This is a genomic window from Terrabacter sp. R4-6 (assembly GCF_057529065.1).
The window spans coordinates 2,128,754-2,145,806 of record NZ_CP197224.1 but is presented as its reverse complement, the minus strand read 5'-3'; the positions used below and the strand labels follow the sequence as shown (position 1 = coordinate 2,145,806).

Genomic DNA, 17,053 nt, shown 5'->3' with positions numbered 1-17,053 from the left:
GCGGTCGGCTCGCCTCAGTCGGGCAGGCTCAGGCCGTCGCGCTCGTCGTCCCACGCGGCGGCGCTGATGCGCCACCCGTCGGCCGTGCGGACGAGCTGGATCGTCTTCATCCCGCGCCCGGTGAACGCCTCGCCCTCCTGCGTGCCCGCCTTGGCGTAGCTGCCGAACCAGTGGGCGATGTCGCCGAAGACCTCGACGCGTCCCGCGACCGGCCACTCGCGGAAGTCGGTGAGCGAGCCGTCGGTGAGCAGCGCCTCGCGCGGCGCGATGAACTCCTCGACGCCCATGACCGCCGGCTCCAGGCCGCACGTCCGCACGATGACCGCCCGGGGGAGCAGCAGCCCGCGCAGCAGGGCCATCCGCTCGGCGCAGCCCGGTCCCGACACGAACGCCCCGAAGAACGCGTCGACGATCCCCTCGATGGTGGCCCGGTCGGTCTCGTCCGTCGCGTCGGTCGTCACGGCCCACACGCTAGCCGCGGCACCCCGACCGATGGCGTATGCCGTGCGCCCGGGTCCGCGTGGAACGTGACCTCACGAGGCCTTGCGCGTGAAGGTGAAGTGGGTGACGCCGGTGGGGGAGGCGACGGTCTCGACGTCGAACGCGTCCTCGATGCCCTCGAGCCCGTCCCAGAGGCGGACCCCGCGGCCGAGCACGATGGGGACCTGGACGAGGTGCATGTGGTCGACGAGCCCGGCGGCGAGGAAGTCGCGCACGACGGTGGCGCCGCCCCCGATCCGCACGTCCTGACCGTCGGCCGCCGCCTGGGCCTTCTCGAGGGCCTCGAGCGGGGAGGCCTCGAGGAAGTGGAAGACGTTGCCGCCCTCCATCTCGATGGACGGGCGCGTGTGGTGGGTGAGGACGAAGACCGGGGTGTGGAAGGGCGGGTTGGGTCCCCACCAGCCCTTCCAGTCCGGGTCGTCGTGCCAGCCGGGCGGGCCGAACTTGTTGGCGCCCATGATCTCGGCGCCGATGCCGGGACCGTGCCGCTCGGCGTAGGCGTGGTCGACCCCGTCGGTGCCGTTCGGGTCCCAGTACTGGGTGCGCATCATCCACCGGTGCAGCTTCTGGCCCGCGTGGCCGAAGGGGGCCTCGAGCGACTGCGGCTCGCCCGTGGCGAAACCGTCGAGGGAGATCGAGAAGTTGTGGATCCGGGTGCGTGACATCGGTGTCCTCCGTGGTGGTCCGGGGCGCTCGCCGGTCGGCGCCGCCGTCGAGCTGCTCGGCGACCGTGCCCGACTCTAGTGCTGCGTGACGACACCGTCGGCGATGGCGGATCGGGACCTTCTGCAGGCGAGCGAAGAAATCTCGGGATCCGTGTCGAGGACCCCCACAGCCGGTCGACGTACGAGTACGAAGGACACCACAGCAACCAGGAGGAGAGATCGAGATGCCGCGTTTCATGGGATTCGTCAGGATGGCAGAGGGGATCGGTACGCCGCCGCAGGCGCTGTTCGACGCGATGGACGTCCACATCGGCGAGCGGGCCGCCGCAGGAGTGTTCCTCGACGGCGGGGGCCTCTACGGGACGGAGGACGCCGTCAACTTCGTCGTCAGCCAGGGCGAGATCACCCAGCACGACGGGCCGTACGCCGAGTCCAAGGAGGTCATCGGCGGGTGGTCGATCATGCAGTACGACACCGTCGAGGAGGCCGTGGCCGACCAGCGGAAGTTCGCCGAGCTGCACGCCGAGCACTGGCCCGAGGTCACGGTGATCTCGACCTTGCGCCAGATCTCCGACGGTCCGGACGCGCCCGGCGACTGACGCCGAGCCGCACGTCGTCGCCACGACGTGGCAGGTCGGTCCGGCCTGCCACGTCGTGCGTCAGTCGAGTCGCGCGCTCGCCGCGCGAGGGGCGCAGGCCGGCGGCGCGTCAGTCGAAGGCCGGGCGCAGCTCCTCGCGCAGCTCCATGACGTTGCGCGGGGTCACCTTCCAACGCGCCTCGTCGGTCTCCTCGAAGGTGATGTCGTACTTGCGGTTCGTCCGGTCGAACTGCACGAGGACCTTGCGCGGCAGCACCTCGCCAGGCTGGTAGTAGCCGTCGGTGTAGGCCTTCACGGCCGGCCGGACGGCCCAGGGGTCCGACGCCACGGCCGTTATCACGCCGTCGGGCGAGTAGAGGTAGCCGTGCGCTTCGTTGAACTCGCCGTCGGGGAACTCCAGGATCATCGCCATCGACTCCCAGCCGTCATCGACGCCGTGGCCCTCCAGCGTGTCGATGAGTGCGCGGATGAGATCGGCGGTGACGTTGCCTGCCATGAGGTTCCTCTCGAGTCTGGTGACCGCGCCCTCGTCCGTGCCGGGGTCGATCTGGACGCCAGTGTGCCAGCAGCACCGTTCCGTGCCGACGGCCGCACATCCACCCTGGGCAGCCCGTCCGGCCGGGGGCCTTGGGAGCGGGTCGAGTCAGCCCGTCGACCTGCGGAGTGAGATGCCCAGCCCCGTGAGGAGCAGGGCTGCGGCGAGGAGGCCGGCGGCGGCGCTGAGGTCGACGTCCTGCTCGCTGACCGTCACGTGCTTGGGCAGGTCGGCCAGCACCTTGGTCAGACCGTCGGCGTCGGTCGCGGCGAAGTACTCGCCGCCCGTCCTCTGCGCCACGCCCTTCAACGCCGCCTCGTCGACGACGAGGAAGTTGCGGCCACCCAGTGACCCGCCACCTGCACCACCGAAGTCCCGCGTCCGAGGCTGGAAGCCGCCGTACTGGTCGCGCGTGCACGCCATCTGCGTCGGGTTCGTCGTGCCGAAGCCGATCGGATAGACCCGGACCCCGCGTGCTGCCGCCTGCTCCGCGGCCTGGGCTGGGGTCACACCGCGCGTGTTCGCCCCGTCCGTCAGCAGCACGATGATCTCCGGAGCCACGTCCACGGCCGCCCCTCCGCCGGCGCCACCCGAGCCGCCACCGACACCGCCCGGACCACCCGAAGGCGTCGGCGCGGGAGTCGGGTCGGCCAGACCCGGCCCGTCCATCGACGGCTCGTCGACTGCGTCCGCCGGCGCCACGTTCGGGTCCAGCTCGGCGATCCCGTCGATCGACCGCAGGATCGCCGCGCCGATCGCCGTCCCGCGCCCCGTCGTCACCGCGTCGATGGACGACAGCAGCTCGTCCCGGTCAGCCGTGGGCGCCACCGCCAGCTGGGCGAACCCGGAGAAGACGACGAGCCCGACCTTCGTCTCGTCGTCCTGCCCCTCGACGAACGTCCGCACCGCCGCCTGCGCCGCGCTCAGCCGGTTGGGAGCCACGTCCGTCGCGCACATCGACCCCGACACGTCCAGGGCCAGGATGATGGTCGAGCTCGACGTCGGCACCTCGGCCCGCACCGTCGGGCGGGCACTCGCGAGCCCCAGCAGCCCGAGTGCGCCGAGCACCAACGCGATGGGCACGTGCCGCTTCCACGATGCCGACCCGGCCCCGGCAGCCCGCAGCAGCGCCACGTTCGAGTAGCGCACCGCCTGCCGCCGCCGACGCCGCAGCTGCCAGACGTAGACCCCGAGCAGCACCGGCACGAAGAGCAGCGTCACGAGCAGCAGCGGCACCCCGAACGACACGTCAGATCACCCGCCCGTGGCGCAGCACCGACACCGTCGCCCCACCGAGCAGCAGCAGCCCGGCGAAGGCCGCGACCCACGACGTCACCTCGTGCGGCACCGTCCGCGTCGTCCACTGCAGCTCGATGGCGTCATACACGGCAGCCAACGTCGCGGCGTCGGACGCCCGTCGGTACGTCCCGCCCGTCGCCTCCGCCACGGCCTGCAGCGACGACTCGTCGAGCGCCGTCGCGATGCTGAAACCGTCGACCGTGATCGTCGTCCCCGTCGGCGTCCCGAGCCCGATCGGCTCGATCCGCACCCCCGCCGCGGACGCGAGCTCGGCCGCGCCGGAAGGCCCGTCGTCCGTCGTGTCCTCGCCGTCGGTGAGCAGCACGATCGCCGTCCCACCGTGGTAGCCGATCGGAGTCTCCTCGTCCGTCCCCTTCTCCGCGTCACCGGGCGCCTTGACCGGCTTGCCGACGATCGCGCTCAGCCCGCCGAGGATCCCGTCGCTCAGCGAGGTGTCGCCGGCCGGCTTGAGCCGCGCCACCGCCGCGAGCACCGCGGTCCGGTCCAGGGTCGGGCGCTGCGTCACGAGTCCCGTCCCGCCGAACGCCACGACCGCGATCCGCACCGACGCCGGCTGCTTCTCGACGAACGTCCGTGCCGCCGCCTTCGCCGCCTCGAGCCGCGAGGGCTTCACGTCCGTCGCCGCCATGCTGTTCGACACGTCGAACGCGAGCACGACGGTGCCCTCCCGGTGCGGCTCCGCCACCGACGCCACCGGCCGCGTCAGCGACAGCACCATGACCGACAGCGCCGCGATGAGCAGCGCCGACCCCAGGTGCCGCCACCGCGACCGCGTCGGCGCGGGCATGACGAGCCCGTCCGCCGTCAGCGCCGCCCGCCGCTCCTCCTGCGCCCGCAGCACCCGCCGGTAGCCGGCCACGAGCAGCGGCACGACGAGCAGCCCCGCCAGCGCCCACGGCCACGTCAGCGACAGCTCGCTCATCGCCGCCACCTCATCGCCGCCACCTCATCGCAGCCACCTCATCGCCGCCACCTCATCGCAGCCACCTCATCGCAGCCACCTCATCGCCGTCGCCTCCGCCGCAGCTCGGAGATCCGCAGCAGCGACCGCACGAGGTCGTCGTCCGTCCGCACCGGGTAGAGGTCGACGCCGGCCTTGCGAGCCCGCGCCTCGAGGTCCGCCTGCCGCGACTCCGCCGCCGCCGCGAGCCGGGCCCGGAACGCGACGTCGTTCGTGTCGACGAAGATCTGCTCGCCCGTCTCCACGTCCTCGACGTAGACCCCGCCCGCGTCGGGCAGCTCGCTCTCGCGTGGGTCGACGACCTGGATCGCGACGACCTCGTGCCGTCGCGCGAGCCGCGACAGCGGCGCCTCCCACCCGTCCGCCGAGATGAAGTCCGACACGACGAGCAGCAGCGAGCGCCTCCGCGCGATGCCGTATGCCGCCGCGAGCAGCACCCCGAGGTCCGTGACCGTCCCCGAGGGGGCTGGGACTCCGGCCCGTGTCCGACGACCCAGCGCACGGCGTACTCCAGGGAGGCGCGACGTGCCTCGCTCCCGGTTTGTGGCCTCTCGACGGTTGAGGTCCTCGAGGGTGCGGGCCTCGCGGCGGTCGAGGAGGGTCTTCGCGATCCGCAGCACCTGGTTGCGGCCCGACGCCGGCGGGATGACGAGGTCGACCCCGGTGTCCATGACGACCGCCCCGACCCGGCTCCCGCCACGGGTCAGCACGTGCGCGAGCGTCGTCGCCACCTCGGCGAGCACGAGGTCCTTCTGCCGGTCGACCGGCCCGAAGCCCATCGACGCCGAGTGGTCGAGCAGCAGCCACGCCGTCAGCTCGCGGTCCTCGACGAACTCGCGCACGTAGGGCTCGTCGAGCCGCGCCGTGACGTTCCACTCGATGTGGCGCAGGTCGTCGCCCGGCACGTACTCGCGCAGGTCGGTGAAGTCGAGCCCGGCACCGCGGAAGAGGGTCCGGTAGTCGCCCTGGAGTCGCCCGTCGAGCCGCCGCACCACCCTCCACTCGAGGCGCCGCAGCAGGCTCTCGGCGCTCAGCGTGGTGGTCGCGCCCATGTCGCGTCACCGCCACCGGCGAAGCCCGGCCCGCCGGCCCCGCCATCCTCGCCACCGGGTTCCGCCCCGAAAGCGCCTGCCACAGAGACCGATCCGCCCGCCCGCTCGCGAAGCGGCGCCGTCGGCACCGGCACCGCCGCGAGGATCGGCGTCAGCAGGTCGTCGGGCGAGAGGTCCTCGGCCAGCGCCTCGTAGGACAGCACGATCCGGTGCCGCAGCACGTCCCGCGCGAGGTCGCGCACGTCGTCGGGCAGGGCGTGGTCCCGGCCCCGGAGGAACGCCAGCGCCCGCGCCGCCAGGACGAGGTTGATCGAGGCCCGCGGGCTCGCGCCGTACGTCAGCAGGCGGGCCAGGTCGTCCCGGCCCACGCCCGCCGGCTCACGGGTCGCGGTGGCCAGCCGGACGGCATACTCGATGACCGCGGGGTCGACGTAGACGGCGTCCGCCTCGCGCTGGAAGCCCCGCAGCATGTCCGGGTCGAGCACCCTGACGGTCGCCACCGCCGCCGAGATCTGACGCTCGACGACGACGAACTCCTCGGCGGCAGAGGGATATCCGATGAGGACCTTGAGCATGAAGCGGTCGACCTGCGCCTCGGGCAGCGCGTACGTCCCCTCCGACTCGATGGGGTTCTGCGTCGCCATGACGAGGAAGGGGTCCGGCGCCGGGTAGGTCTCGCGCCCGATCGTCACCTGCCGCTCCTGCATGACCTCGAGCAGCGCGCTCTGCACCTTCGCCGGCGCCCGGTTGATCTCGTCGGCGAGCACGAGGTTGGCGAAGACCGGCCCGAGCGAGACCTGGAACTCGCCGTCCTTCTGGTTGTAGATCCGCGTCCCGACGAGGTCGGCCGGCACGAGGTCGGGCGTGAACTGGATGCGCTGGAAGTCGCCGCCGATGGCCTGCGCGAGCGTCTTGATCGCCATCGTCTTGGCCAGCCCCGGCACGCCCTCGACGAGCAGGTGGCCCCGCGCGAGGAGCGCGACGAGCATCCGCTCGACGAGCACGTCCTGCCCGACGATCGTCCGCTTCACCTCGTAGAGCGCCTGCTCGAGCGCGTGCCGAGCGTGCTGACCGGTGGGTCCCTGTGCGTCCATGCCGTCCTCCTGCTCGTTCCCTGCTGTTTCACGACTGCTGGTTCACGACTGCTGGTTCACGACTGCCGGGTCACGCTCGTCGACGGCGTATGCCGTGTGCTCACCTCCGCGCGGAGGCTCCGTCTCAGCGCGGTGGGCTGCCCGCGGCCCCTCCCGCCGTCGCGATCGGCACCGCGAAGCCGATGCCGACGAAGAGGCTCTGGTCGGTCGGGTTGGCCAGCCCCGTGACGATGCCGACGACCTGCCCGGCCTGGTTGAGCAGCGGCCCACCCGAGTTGCCCGGGTTGACCGCCGCGTCGATCTGGATGAGGTGCTCGAGCTTGCGGTCGCCCTCGACGCGGACCGTCCGGTCGAGCGCCGACACGACGCCCGCCGACAGCGAGTCGGTGAGGCCGAGCGGGTGGCCGACGGCGAAGACCGGTGCCCCGACCGCCACGCCTCCGCCGAGCACGGCCGGCACGACGGTTTCGGGGAGCGTCGACGGGGTGAGCGTCGCGATGTCGCTCTCCGGCTTCTTGCTCGCGACCTTGGCCGGGGAGGTCGTGCCGTCGGCGAAGGTGACGGTGATGCCGGTCGACCCGTCGACGACGTGGAGCGCCGTCAGCACCGTGCCGTCCTCGTTGACGACGACCCCCGCGCCACTGCCCTCCTGCTGCTGCCCCGCCACGGTGTCGCGGGTCTGGATGAGCACGAGCGAGGGGGCGATGGCCGCGTGTGCGACCGACCCGTCGGCGGGCGCGGCAGCGTCTGCCTCGGCCTGCTTCTCGATCCCGCGCTGGACGCTCGTGTCGACGTCGCGCTGGGTGAGGACGGGCGGGCCGGGAGGGCGCGTCACGGCGTACGCGACGACGAGCGCGACGACGAGGACGAGCGCGACGAGGGCCCACCACGCGCGGCGCGGCACCCGGCCCAGCCGGTCCCGGAGCCGCTGCCACCGGCTCGGCGGAGGAGGCTCGGGCTCCGGGTCGGGCGCACCGCGGACCAGCCCGGCGCCTGGGGCGACGGCGGTGTCGATCGCGGGGGGAGCGGTGACCCGTGCCACCCTTTCGACTGTACGTTTCCTGAGACCGGAGCGGCAGGGGCTGTCGAGTCTTCACAGGATCGCCGGAACCGAGGACGGCCGCGTCCACGGCGGGTATAGAGAGGTATGCCGTCCGCCGCGTCCCTGCTGAGCGAGCACCTCCGCGAGCAGCGGGAGGCCCTCGCGACCTCCGAGGCCGCCGTGCGCGCGGGCGAGCCCGAGGGGGTCCACGACCTCCGCGTCGCGATGCGGAGGATCCGGAGCGCCCTCGCGAGCTTCCACGCGCTCGTCGACCCGGCCGTCACCGAGCCGCTCCGCGACGAGCTGCGCTGGGCGGCCGGTCGCCTCGGGGAGGCCCGCGACGCCGAGGTCGTCCAGGACCTCGTCGACACGCTCCTGGATGACATCGGCCCCGCAGGACTGACGGGGCTCGACGAGGCCGTGATCGGACTGCGCGCCCGGCTCCACCTCGACGCCACCGCCGCGAGCGAGGTCATCGACGAGACCCTGGGGTCGACCCGGTATGCCGCTGCGATCGGGCTGCTCGACAGCGTCGTGGCGCACCCGCCCTTCACCGAGGACGCCGAGCAGGGCGCGAAGAAGCTCGTGCGCGCCGTCCTGCGCAAGGAGGGCAAGCGGGTGCGCGAGCGGGCTGACCTCGCCGACGACGCCCTCGCCACGGGAGACCCGGAGCTGCGGTCCGCCTGCCTCCACGACGTGCGCAAGGCCGCCAAGCGGCTGCGCTACGCCGCCGAGGCCGTCGCGCCGGTGACCGGGTCGAAGGTCCGCCGGGTGGCCGAGCGCGCCGCCGGCGTGCAGGGACTCCTCGGCGACCACCACGACGCCGTCGTGACGCGGGCGACCCTGCGGCACCTGGCCATCGACGAGGACGCGGGGGTGGCAGCGGCCTTCCTGCTCGGCCACCTCGACGCCGACGAGCAGCGCGCCGCGGACCGGCTCGAGCGCCGCGGCGGCAAGGCCCTGCGGCGCCTCGACCGCGCCACCGACGAAGCCATCGCCTGAGCCATCACCTAGGACACGCCTAGGACACGCCTAGGACTCCCCGCCGGCCTCCCCGCCGGCCTCGGTGACCAGACGGGGCACGGGCTGGTCGGGGTGCGGTTCGTCGCCGACCGCTCTCTGGGCCAGCCACATCCGGGCCTCCAGCTCGTCGCGCACCGCGGCGTAGGTGGGGTCGTTGGCCACGTTGACGAGCTCCTCGGGGTCGGCCTCGAGGTCGTAGAGCTCCCACTCCTGGACGTAGCGGCGGTCCGAGCAGCCCGGCAGCCCGAGGCCGTCGTTGTAGAAGAAGATCAGCGTGTAGCGGTGCGTGCGGTAGCCGTAGTGCGCGCCGACCTGGTGGCTGCGGTCGTCGTGCATCCAGTAGCGGTAGTAGAAGCCCTCGGTCTCGCGCTCCCGGTCACGCTGCGCCGCAGCCGGATCCGTCAGGTCGCCCCAGAACGACCGCCCCTGCATCCGCTCCGGCACGTCGACCCCGGCCGCGTCGAGGAGGGTCGCCGCGATGTCGACGTTCGTGACGATCCGGTCGAGCGACAGACCGGCCGCGACGGCGCGCGGGTAGGACAGGACGAACGGCATCCGGATCGACTCCTCGTACATGAAGCGCTTGTCGAACCAGCCGTGGTCGCCGAGGAAGAAGCCCTGGTCGGAGGAGTAGATGACGATCGTGTCGTCGAGCTCGCCCCGGTCGGCGAGCCACGACGTCAGCCGTCCGACGTTGTCGTCGACGGACGCGACGCACGCGAGGTAGTCCTCCATGTAGCGCTGGTACTTCCACAGCGCCTCCTCGTCGGCCGAGAGCCCCGGCGGCACCGGCTGCTTGAGGTCCTCCTCGGTGAGGTGGTCGGCGATCCGCATCGCCGCCCGGCGCGCCGTGTCGGACCGGCCGGCGAGGTCGTCGGTGAACGTCGCCGGCACCGGGATCGGCGTGCCCCCGGCGGGCCCGCCCTCGGCATACATCCCCGCGTGCGCGGCGTCGGGCTCCCACGGCCGGTGCGGCGCCTTGTGCCACACGAGCACGCACCAGGGGTCATCACCGCCGGAGCGATCGAGCGACTCGACCCAGTCGATGGCGAGGTCGGTGATGAGGTCGGTCGCGTAGCCCGGCTCGACGCGCAGCCCGTCGGGGGAGAGGAAGCGTGGGTCGTGGTACTCGCCCTGGTCGATGAGGGCGTCCCACCGGTCGAAGCCCTGGGGGTCGTGGTCGACGCCGTCGGTCGACCCCTGCCCCATGTGCCACTTGCCGACGAACGCCGTGCGGTAGCCGGCCTCGCGCAGCGCCGTGACGAAGGTCGGCTGCGACGCGTCGACGAACGTGTCGAGCGTCGTGACGCCGTTGACGTGGCTGTAGGTGCCGGTGAGGATCGAGGCCCGGCTCGGCGCGCACAGCGAGTTCGTCGCGAAGAGGTTGTCTAGCCGTACGCCGGCGGCCGCGACGGCGTCGATGTGCGGCGTGCGGTTGACGACCGAGCCGTAGGTGCCGATGGCGTGCGCGGCGTGGTCGTCGCTCAGCAGGAAGACGATGTTGGGCCGGCGCTCGCTCACGATCCCTCCCTGTCGCCCGCTCCCTCGCCGGCTCCCTCGTCGGTGGGCGCCGAGCGGTGCGCGTCGGCCGCGGCCTGGATGCGCGCGACGTAGCCGGTCCACCAGGCGTCGTCGCCCATGTGGTCATGGTCGCGACCGCCGCGCCCGTCGATCGACTCGCGCAGGATGTCGGCGTGCCCGGCGTGCTGCGACACCTCCGCCACGCACCGGACGAGCAGCGACCCGAGCGTCGTCGCGCGCCGCTCCTCCGGCCACCACGCGACGCTCGCCGGCGCGTCGAGCCCGAGCTCGCGCACGACGGCGTCGCAGTGCGTCGCCGCCCGCTCGTAGAGCCCGACGAGGCCGGCGCGGGACTCCTCGGCCGTCGCCCACATGTCGGCCGAGTCCCAGATCGAGCCGTCCTCGACCCACGGCAGGCGCTCGCCCGAGGGTCGCCCGACGGAGTCGCCGAGGTAGGCGAGCTGCACGCCGGCCACGTGCTTGACGAGCCCGAGCAGGTTGGTGCCGCTCGGCGTCAGGGGCCGCCGCACGTCGTAGTCGTCGAGCCCGTCGAGCGCGCGCAGCAGCCCGTCGCGCCCCTCCTGCAGGTAGCGCAGGAGGTCGTCGACGAGGTGTGGCCCGCCCACCCGCGTCGACTCGCTCGTCCCACTCACGTGGCTGGTCCCGCTCGGCGTGGCGCTCACGCCGACCACGCTAGACGCCACCCCCGACCGCGGCGAGGCATGAAGCCTCCGCCACCGAGGGCGTATGCCGTGTCGCCCCGTGGTCAGGAGGCCGCGCCCTCCAGCACCCCGGCGTCACGCCGCCTCGCCGCCGGCGAGCCGGGCGTCGGGGCGAAGCGCCAGATGATCCCCTGCTGCGCGAAGGTCCACGCGTTGTTGAAGAACCAGTAGGCGATGAGCCCCGCGGGCACGAAGACCGCCGCCGCGAGCACGCCGACCGCCCCGAGCCACGGCAGGAGCCGCTGCACCGTCGCCATCCCCGCGGGAAGGTCGGTCAGGTCGGTCATGGGCAGCACGAACCAGCGCTGGGCGAGGAGGCTGAGCAGGGCGGCCCCGAGCGCGACCGCGACGAGGACGATCCCGGCCGCCGGGTTCGACCCCAGCGTCGTGCCGAGGTGGCTCGTCAGGTGCAGCCCGGCGAGCGAGGCCGCCGACGCCGAGGCGACGAGGCCGGCGTCGAGCGCGCCGACCGAGTGCCCGGCCGTGAGGTCGGAGACGACGCGGTAGAGCGCGTAGAAGAGCGGCAGCTGGAGCAGCGCCGGCGCGAGGCTCCACCCCGAGACGCCGTGCTCGGTGTGGATCGCCTTCTGCTCGGCGCGCATCGCGGTCAGCTGCTCGAGGTCACGGCTGCCGGCATACCTCTGGCGGAGCTCGCGCAGCTGGGGCGCGGCGTGGGCGCGGGCGTGCGACGAGCGCACCCCGTGGATCGTCACCGGCAGCAGCACCGTGCGGACGGCGACGACGAGCAGCAGGACGGCGAGCAGCCACGCGCCCGCGGACCCGGGGCTCAGGCCGAGCGCGCCGGCGACGTCGTGGGTGGCCGCGAGCACCGCGGCGACGGCATGGGTGAAGGGGGACAGCAGGTCAGGCACGGTTGAGCTCCTCGGCTCGGGCCCGCGGAGGGGCCGGGATGGGTGGGCAGTGGCCCGGACGTCGCAGGTGCGACGAACGGGGTCAGTGCCGACCCGGAGCCCGAGGACGCTGGGGGCAGTGCGGTGCGTCGAGGGCGCACCAGTACGCCGACGACGCGGGTACGGCACCCGGCACCCCGGAGGGGTGGACGGGCACCGGCACCGGCCGTGCCGGGCGCACGGCCGTCGTCGCGAGCACGACTGTGAGGACGCCGACGGTGGCTGCGGTGAGGAGCACCTGTCCGGCGCCGACACCCGTGACGGTGCCGAGGAGGACGACGACCGTCGCGGCGAGGCTCGCGGCGAGGGCGGGGAGGGCGGCCGCGTCGGTGGACGCGCGGTGGCGCAGGACGCTCATGCCGTCTCCTCTCGTGACCGGGCTGCTCGGCAGCCCCGGGTCGTCGACCCACCTCGAGCGTACGTCACCCTGCTGGCGAGTCCCGCTCCCACCGGGAGGCGACGGCACTCGCCTGCTCGTCGCGGGTGAGGGCGCTCACGTTGAGCTCGTGGTCGGCCGCCGGCGCGGAGAGGGCGTCGGCCTCGTGCAGCGCGACGAACTCCTCGTCCGTCAGCCACACCGGCCGGGTCGATGCGCGCCGCCATGCCTCCTCGAGCGGCACGGTCAGGCGCACGACGACGCAGCCCGGGAGCAGCTCACGGTAGAGCGCGAGGGTGTCCGGCGTGAGCACGTCGGCGACGACGACGTCGATGCCGGCCGCGACGAAGCGTCCGGCCAGCGAGCAGGCGTTGCGCACCCCGAGCCGCTGCTGCCGCCGGCCCTCCTCGCCGTCCCACGGCGCGACCCCGCCCGAGACGACGAGCTGACGCACGTCGTCGACGTCGACCACCGCACACCGGTCGAGCGCCTCCGCGACCGCGCGCGCCGTCGTGGACTTGCCCACCGCGGGAGGTCCGGTGAGCACGAGGACGGGACGCGGCGGCATACGACCCATGCTGGCGCATGCCGGCCGGCGAGGGTCGTCCCGTTGCCAGAGTGGTTCGACACGTCCGGGATGACGCCCGAGGAGGCCGCCGAGCAGGTGCTCGCCCACGCGTACGCCCTCGGTCGGCGTGGTCTCCGACGACCTGCGGGCGCGGGCGGCCCCGCCGCCCTATCCTCGGGTTGCGGGGAGCAGGTCCCCGCGACCCTCGAGGAGGGCGGCATGGCCGAGACCAGCAGCGGGCACGAGGGTGGCGCGGGTGCGTCGCCGACGCCCGTGCGGTCGAGTCGCGAGGCCCGCCAGGCTCGCCGGGAGCGACTCATCCGCGCCCCCCTTCTCGACCGCTTCGGGCTCGTCCTCGTCCTCGTGCTCATCACGATCGCCGTGCAGGGCCTCATCGACGTGCGCGGCTCGCTCCTCGCCCAGCTCTTCGCTCACGCCATCACCGGACTCGCCCTCATCGCCGCGGTCCGTGCCTCGGGCAGCCGGCGTCGCTGGCGCCGCGCGGTCGACGTCCTCGTCGTCGTCGTCGTCCTCATCAGTCTCGGGACCTTGTGGTGGCGTCGCGCCGACGGGTCGTCCGCCGTACCTCCCGAGACGACGTGGCTGCTCGCCGCGGCCCTGACGCCGGTGCTCATCGCCCGTCGGGTCCTGCAGCACACCGTCGTGACGATCCAGACGATCATGGGCTCGGTCGCGGCCTACCTCCAGCTGGCCGTGGCCTACGCGTTCCTCTTCCAGACCATCGACGCCTACACCCCGAGCCCCTTCTTCGGCGAGGACGTGTCGACGACGACGTACATGTACTTCAGCCTCGTCACCATCTCGACGGTCGGCTTCGGGGACGTCGCGGCCGTGGCCGACCTCGGCCGGATGGCCGCGGCGAGCGAGGCCGTCGTCGGGCAGGTCTACCTCGTCACCTTCGTCGCGCTCATCGTGTCCCGCTTCGCGGCGGGTATGCCGCGTGCCTCGGCGGGCGCCCCGGTGACCTCGCGGTCGGGACCCGTCCCTCGGACGCTCTTCGAGGCGCTCGACTCGTCCCGGTCGCACCAGCCGCCGCCGGACCCCGACCCGGACGAGGACGAGGACGAGGAGGACGGGGCGCCCGACCGGGCCTGAGCGTCAGCTCGTGGTGCCGAGGTCGATGCTCTCCCCGACCGACCGCTCCAGCACGACGGGAATGCCAGTCGGCAGGCTGCCGCTCAGCTCGCGCATGAGCGTCGCGGTCGGGGGGAGGGCGTCGGGCGCCTTGACCTGGATGACGAGGCTGAAGCCCTGGTTGGTGACGTCGAGGATCTCGGCCCCGGGTGTCGACGCGAGCCACGTCCGGGTGCTCGCGCGACCGATCTCGACGAGCTGCGTGACGGCGATGCCGATGACGGTGTTGAGGACGACCGGCACGAGCACGAGCAGGACGAGCACCCCGAAGGTGACGCGCACCTTCCGACGCGGGCCACCGCCTGCCTCGCGGATCGACGCCGTGTAGCCGAGCGTCGTGAAGACGAGGCTGCCGGCGAGACGAGGGCCAGGAAGTTGGAGAGGAAGAGCACGAGCGCGCCGAACGCGAGGCTCGGGTTGCCCTCGGCGAGACAGATGCCCACGACGCAGAGCGGCGGCACGAGCGAGATCGAGATCGCGACGCCGGGCAGGATCGCGGCGACGTCACGGCGTGCCAGGGCGATCGCGCCGGCGAACCCGGTCGCGAGCGCCCCGAGAAGGTCGACGAGGCGCGGGCTCGTGCGCCCGGCCACCTGCGAGTTGGAGAGCAGGTCGTAGGGGCTCGGCAGCATGAGGGAGAAGAGCGCGCCGACCGCGACGACCATGACCCCGCCGAGCACGACGAACTTCACCCCGCCGGTGCGCTCTCGCTTCACGAGGGCGAGCGCCGTCCCCATGATCGGCGTCGAGAGCGGGGCGATGATCATGGCGCCGATGACGGTCGCCGTCGAGTCGGCGATGACCCCGGCGCTCGCGATGCACGCCGCGAGGAAAAGCATCGTCCAGAAGGCCGACCGCTTGGAGAGGGTGTCGCCCTCGTTGAGGTCGAGGTCCGAGGTGAGCTCCTCGAAGGTCCGACGCTGGTTCTCGGGGAGGACACGGGCGCGGATCGCAGTCAGCATGGCGCCGGGGTGGCCGAGCGGTGGCGGGCCGGGGAGCGGTTCACGCGGCCGACACACCGGCGCCCTAGCATCGCGGCATGTCCGACCTGCGCGAACCGCTCGAACCGCCCACCCCGACCCGCGTGCGTGACGCCGGGTCCGACGACGCAGCCGCGTGCGCCGCGATCTACGCGCCCTACGTCACCGGGACGACGGTCACCTTCGAGACCGAGCCGCCCGACGTCGCCGAGATGGAGCGCCGGATCGCCAAGGCGCAGGCGCGGCACGCGTTCCTCGTGCTCGAGGAGGCGGGCGAGGTCGTCGGCTACGCGTACGCCGGTCCGTTCAAGGAGCGCGCGGCGTACCGGTGGTCGTGCGAGGTGTCGGTCTACCTCGCGGCCGACCGCCGCGGTCGCGGCGGCGGGCGCCGGCTCTACGAGGCGCTGCTCGAGCGGCTCACGGCCCGCGGCCACCGGATGGCCGCCGCGGGGATGACCCAGCCCAACGAGGCGAGCGGCCGGCTGCACGCGGCGATGGGCTTCGAGCCGGTCGGCACGTACCGCGACATCGGCTGGAAGTTCGGCTCCTCGCACGACGTCACCTGGGTCCAGCGCCCCCTCGGCGACCCCCTCCCGTCGGCGCAGGAGGGTCAGGACCCACCCGACCCCACCTGACCTCGCGCAACCCCACGTCGAGTGGTCGTTTCGGTGCGTACGGGAGTGACCACTCGAGGGGGTGTGGTGCTCGAGTGGTCACTCCCGTACGGGGATCCTCAGGGGAGGGCGGGGTAGTCCGTGTAGCCCTCGGCGCCGCCACCGTAGAAGGTGTCGGAGTTCGGCTCGTTGAGCTCGGCACCCTCGCGCCAGCGGCGGACGAGGTCGGGGTTCGCGAGGAACTCGCGCCCGACGGCCACGAGGTCGCCGAGGTCGCGCTCGAGGATGTCCTCGACGTCGGCCAGCTCGGTCACCTTGCCGAAGCCGGTGTTGAGGATGACCGGGCCGTCGAAGCGCTTGCGCAGGTCGCGGACGAGGTCGGACTCCGGGTCGCCGAGGATGCTGAGGTAGGCGAGCCCGAGCGGCGCGATGCCCTCGACGAGCGACTCGTAGGTCGCGGCCGTCTCGGCCTCGTCCTCCTCGAGGACGCCCTGGATGTTGTGCGAGGGCGAGATGCGGATGCCGACGCGGTCGGCGCCGATCGCCTCGGCGACGGCCTTGGTGATCTCGACCGTGAGGCGGGCGCGGTTCTCGGGCGAGCCACCGTAGGCGTCGCTGCGCTCGTTGCTCGACGGCGCGAGGAACTGGTGCGGCAGGTAGCCGTTCGCGGCGTGGACCTCGACACCGTCCAGCCCGGCCGCGACGGCCTGGCGCGCGGCGTGCGCGAACTCCGCCACGAGCGCGGGGATCTCGTCGGTCGTCAGGGCCCGCGGGACGGCATACGCCTGCTGACCCTTCGGGGTCACGATCTCGCCGGGCGCGGCGATGGCGCTCGGCGCCACGCTCTCGAGCCCGCCCTTGTTGTCGGGGTGGGCGATGCGGCCGGCGTGCATGAGCTGGACGACGACGTGGCCGCCACCCGCGTGGACGGCGTCGGCGACGAGGCGCCAGCCGGCGACCTGCTCGTCCGAGTGGATGCCGGGGGTGTCCAGGTAGCCCTGGCCGACGGCGCTCGGCTGGGTGCCCTCGGTGATGATGAGGCCGGCGCTCGCGCGCTGGCCGTAGTACTCGGCGTTGAGCTCGGTCGGCGCCTGGCCCTCGCCCGCGCGGTTGCGCGTCAGCGGTGCCATGACGAAACGCTGGGGGAGGTCCCAGCGGCCGATGCGGATGCTCTCGAAGGCCGTCGACACAGGCCTGCTCCTCACGTCTAGGGGACTGTCGGTGGGTTGGTGGCGCCCACCGACGATCGGTGGAGCCTTCAACTACCTAGGCGACAAGGAGGGCAGGCGGTCGATCATTCCCGGGTGTCCAGGGTTGGGGGTGTGGCCGATCCCACGCGGGCGTCGGGTGCCCGGCCGGCCGGTGCGGGTAGGCCGCGTCGTCCCGGGCATGCCGAAGGGGAGGATGCGCAGGC

General features: G+C 73.1%; 19 protein-coding genes and 1 pseudogene. 4 read left to right on the top strand and 16 right to left on the bottom strand.

Going from position 1 to position 17,053, the window contains the following annotated elements:
• Positions 1-14: 14 nt before the first annotated feature.
• Positions 15-461, bottom strand: coding sequence for a DUF4440 domain-containing protein (locus ACSSS0_RS10100; RefSeq protein WP_487231041.1), 447 nt, complete (start codon positions 459-461; stop codon positions 15-17).
• Positions 462-533: 72 nt separating this feature from the next.
• Entirely contained in the window at positions 534-1,166 is a 633-nt protein-coding gene (locus ACSSS0_RS10095; RefSeq protein WP_487231040.1) for a dihydrofolate reductase family protein, read from the bottom strand.
• Between the two features lie 251 nt (positions 1,167-1,417).
• On the opposite strand from ACSSS0_RS10095, the gene ACSSS0_RS10090 reads away from it, so the two are divergent.
• Entirely contained in the window at positions 1,418-1,765 is a 348-nt protein-coding gene (locus tag ACSSS0_RS10090; RefSeq protein WP_487231039.1) for a YciI family protein, read from the top strand.
• 109 nt (positions 1,766-1,874) lie between these two features.
• On the opposite strand, the gene ACSSS0_RS10085 is transcribed toward ACSSS0_RS10090, so the two are convergent.
• The 6 genes from ACSSS0_RS10085 to ACSSS0_RS10060 all read right to left on the bottom strand — a co-directional run bounded on the left by ACSSS0_RS10085 (position 1,875) and on the right by ACSSS0_RS10060 (position 7,769).
• Entirely contained in the window at positions 1,875-2,261 is a 387-nt protein-coding gene (locus ACSSS0_RS10085) for a hypothetical protein (RefSeq protein ID WP_487231038.1), read from the bottom strand.
• A gap of 147 nt (positions 2,262-2,408) precedes the next feature.
• Positions 2,409-3,548, bottom strand: a complete 1,140-nt coding sequence (locus tag ACSSS0_RS10080; protein WP_487231037.1) for a VWA domain-containing protein — start codon at positions 3,546-3,548, stop codon at positions 2,409-2,411.
• Position 3,549: 1 nt separating this feature from the next.
• Positions 3,550-4,542, bottom strand: a complete 993-nt coding sequence (locus ACSSS0_RS10075; RefSeq protein WP_487231036.1) for a VWA domain-containing protein — start codon at positions 4,540-4,542, stop codon at positions 3,550-3,552.
• 80 nt (positions 4,543-4,622) lie between these two features.
• Positions 4,623-5,633: a DUF58 domain-containing protein gene (locus ACSSS0_RS10070; protein WP_487231035.1), complete on the bottom strand. Its 1,011-nt coding sequence runs from the start codon at positions 5,631-5,633 to the stop codon at positions 4,623-4,625.
• The gene (locus ACSSS0_RS10065; RefSeq protein WP_487231034.1) at positions 5,612-6,727 is read right to left on the bottom strand and encodes an AAA family ATPase; all 1,116 of its coding nucleotides are present in this window, start codon (positions 6,725-6,727) and stop codon (positions 5,612-5,614) included. The genes ACSSS0_RS10070 and ACSSS0_RS10065 overlap by 22 nt, the downstream gene beginning before the upstream one ends.
• Before the next feature lie 124 nt (positions 6,728-6,851).
• A complete protein-coding gene (locus tag ACSSS0_RS10060; protein WP_487231033.1) occupies positions 6,852-7,769 on the bottom strand; it encodes a S1C family serine protease in 918 nt (305 codons plus the stop codon).
• Positions 7,770-7,874: 105 nt separating this feature from the next.
• Between ACSSS0_RS10060 and ACSSS0_RS10055 the strand changes: the two genes are divergently transcribed.
• Positions 7,875-8,771: a CHAD domain-containing protein gene (locus tag ACSSS0_RS10055; protein ID WP_487231032.1), complete on the top strand. Its 897-nt coding sequence runs from the start codon at positions 7,875-7,877 to the stop codon at positions 8,769-8,771.
• Between the two features lie 30 nt (positions 8,772-8,801).
• Here the strand turns inward: ACSSS0_RS10055 and ACSSS0_RS10050 are convergent, their stop codons facing one another.
• The 5 genes from ACSSS0_RS10050 to ACSSS0_RS10030 all read right to left on the bottom strand — a co-directional run bounded on the left by ACSSS0_RS10050 (position 8,802) and on the right by ACSSS0_RS10030 (position 12,890).
• Positions 8,802-10,313 carry a sulfatase family protein gene (locus ACSSS0_RS10050; RefSeq protein ID WP_487231031.1) on the bottom strand — a complete coding sequence of 504 codons (1,512 nt, stop codon included), beginning with the start codon at positions 10,311-10,313 and terminating at the stop codon, positions 8,802-8,804.
• Positions 10,310-10,996, bottom strand: a complete 687-nt coding sequence (locus tag ACSSS0_RS10045; protein ID WP_487231030.1) for a DinB family protein — start codon at positions 10,994-10,996, stop codon at positions 10,310-10,312. Before ACSSS0_RS10045 ends, ACSSS0_RS10050 begins: the two co-directional genes overlap by 4 nt.
• An 83-nt stretch (positions 10,997-11,079) precedes the next feature.
• On the bottom strand, positions 11,080-11,907 hold the full coding sequence (yidC, locus tag ACSSS0_RS10040) for a membrane protein insertase YidC (RefSeq protein WP_487231029.1): 828 nt from the start codon (positions 11,905-11,907) through the stop codon (positions 11,080-11,082).
• 82 nt (positions 11,908-11,989) lie between these two features.
• A complete protein-coding gene (locus ACSSS0_RS10035; RefSeq protein ID WP_487231028.1) occupies positions 11,990-12,304 on the bottom strand; it encodes a hypothetical protein in 315 nt (104 codons plus the stop codon).
• 64 nt (positions 12,305-12,368) lie between these two features.
• The gene (locus ACSSS0_RS10030) at positions 12,369-12,890 is read right to left on the bottom strand and encodes an AAA family ATPase (protein WP_487231027.1); all 522 of its coding nucleotides are present in this window, start codon (positions 12,888-12,890) and stop codon (positions 12,369-12,371) included.
• A gap of 42 nt (positions 12,891-12,932) precedes the next feature.
• Between ACSSS0_RS10030 and ACSSS0_RS10025 the strand changes: the two genes are divergently transcribed.
• Positions 12,933-14,006: a potassium channel family protein gene (locus ACSSS0_RS10025; protein WP_487231026.1), complete on the top strand. Its 1,074-nt coding sequence runs from the start codon at positions 12,933-12,935 to the stop codon at positions 14,004-14,006.
• A 3-nt stretch (positions 14,007-14,009) separates the two neighbouring features.
• On the opposite strand, the gene ACSSS0_RS10020 is transcribed toward ACSSS0_RS10025, so the two are convergent.
• Both ACSSS0_RS10020 and ACSSS0_RS10015 read right to left on the bottom strand, forming a co-directional pair.
• The gene (locus tag ACSSS0_RS10020; RefSeq protein WP_487231238.1) at positions 14,010-14,327 is read right to left on the bottom strand and encodes a hypothetical protein; all 318 of its coding nucleotides are present in this window, start codon (positions 14,325-14,327) and stop codon (positions 14,010-14,012) included.
• Between the two features lie 137 nt (positions 14,328-14,464).
• Positions 14,465-14,782 (bottom strand): annotated as a pseudogene (locus ACSSS0_RS10015) (DUF389 domain-containing protein); the annotation flags it as partial.
• A gap of 302 nt (positions 14,783-15,084) precedes the next feature.
• On the opposite strand from ACSSS0_RS10015, the gene ACSSS0_RS10010 reads away from it, so the two are divergent.
• Positions 15,085-15,660 carry a GNAT family N-acetyltransferase gene (locus ACSSS0_RS10010; protein WP_487231025.1) on the top strand — a complete coding sequence of 192 codons (576 nt, stop codon included), beginning with the start codon at positions 15,085-15,087 and terminating at the stop codon, positions 15,658-15,660.
• 98 nt (positions 15,661-15,758) lie between these two features.
• On the opposite strand, the gene ACSSS0_RS10005 is transcribed toward ACSSS0_RS10010, so the two are convergent.
• Positions 15,759-16,829, bottom strand: a complete 1,071-nt coding sequence (locus ACSSS0_RS10005; RefSeq protein ID WP_487231024.1) for an alkene reductase — start codon at positions 16,827-16,829, stop codon at positions 15,759-15,761.
• Positions 16,830-17,053 lie beyond the last annotated feature (224 nt).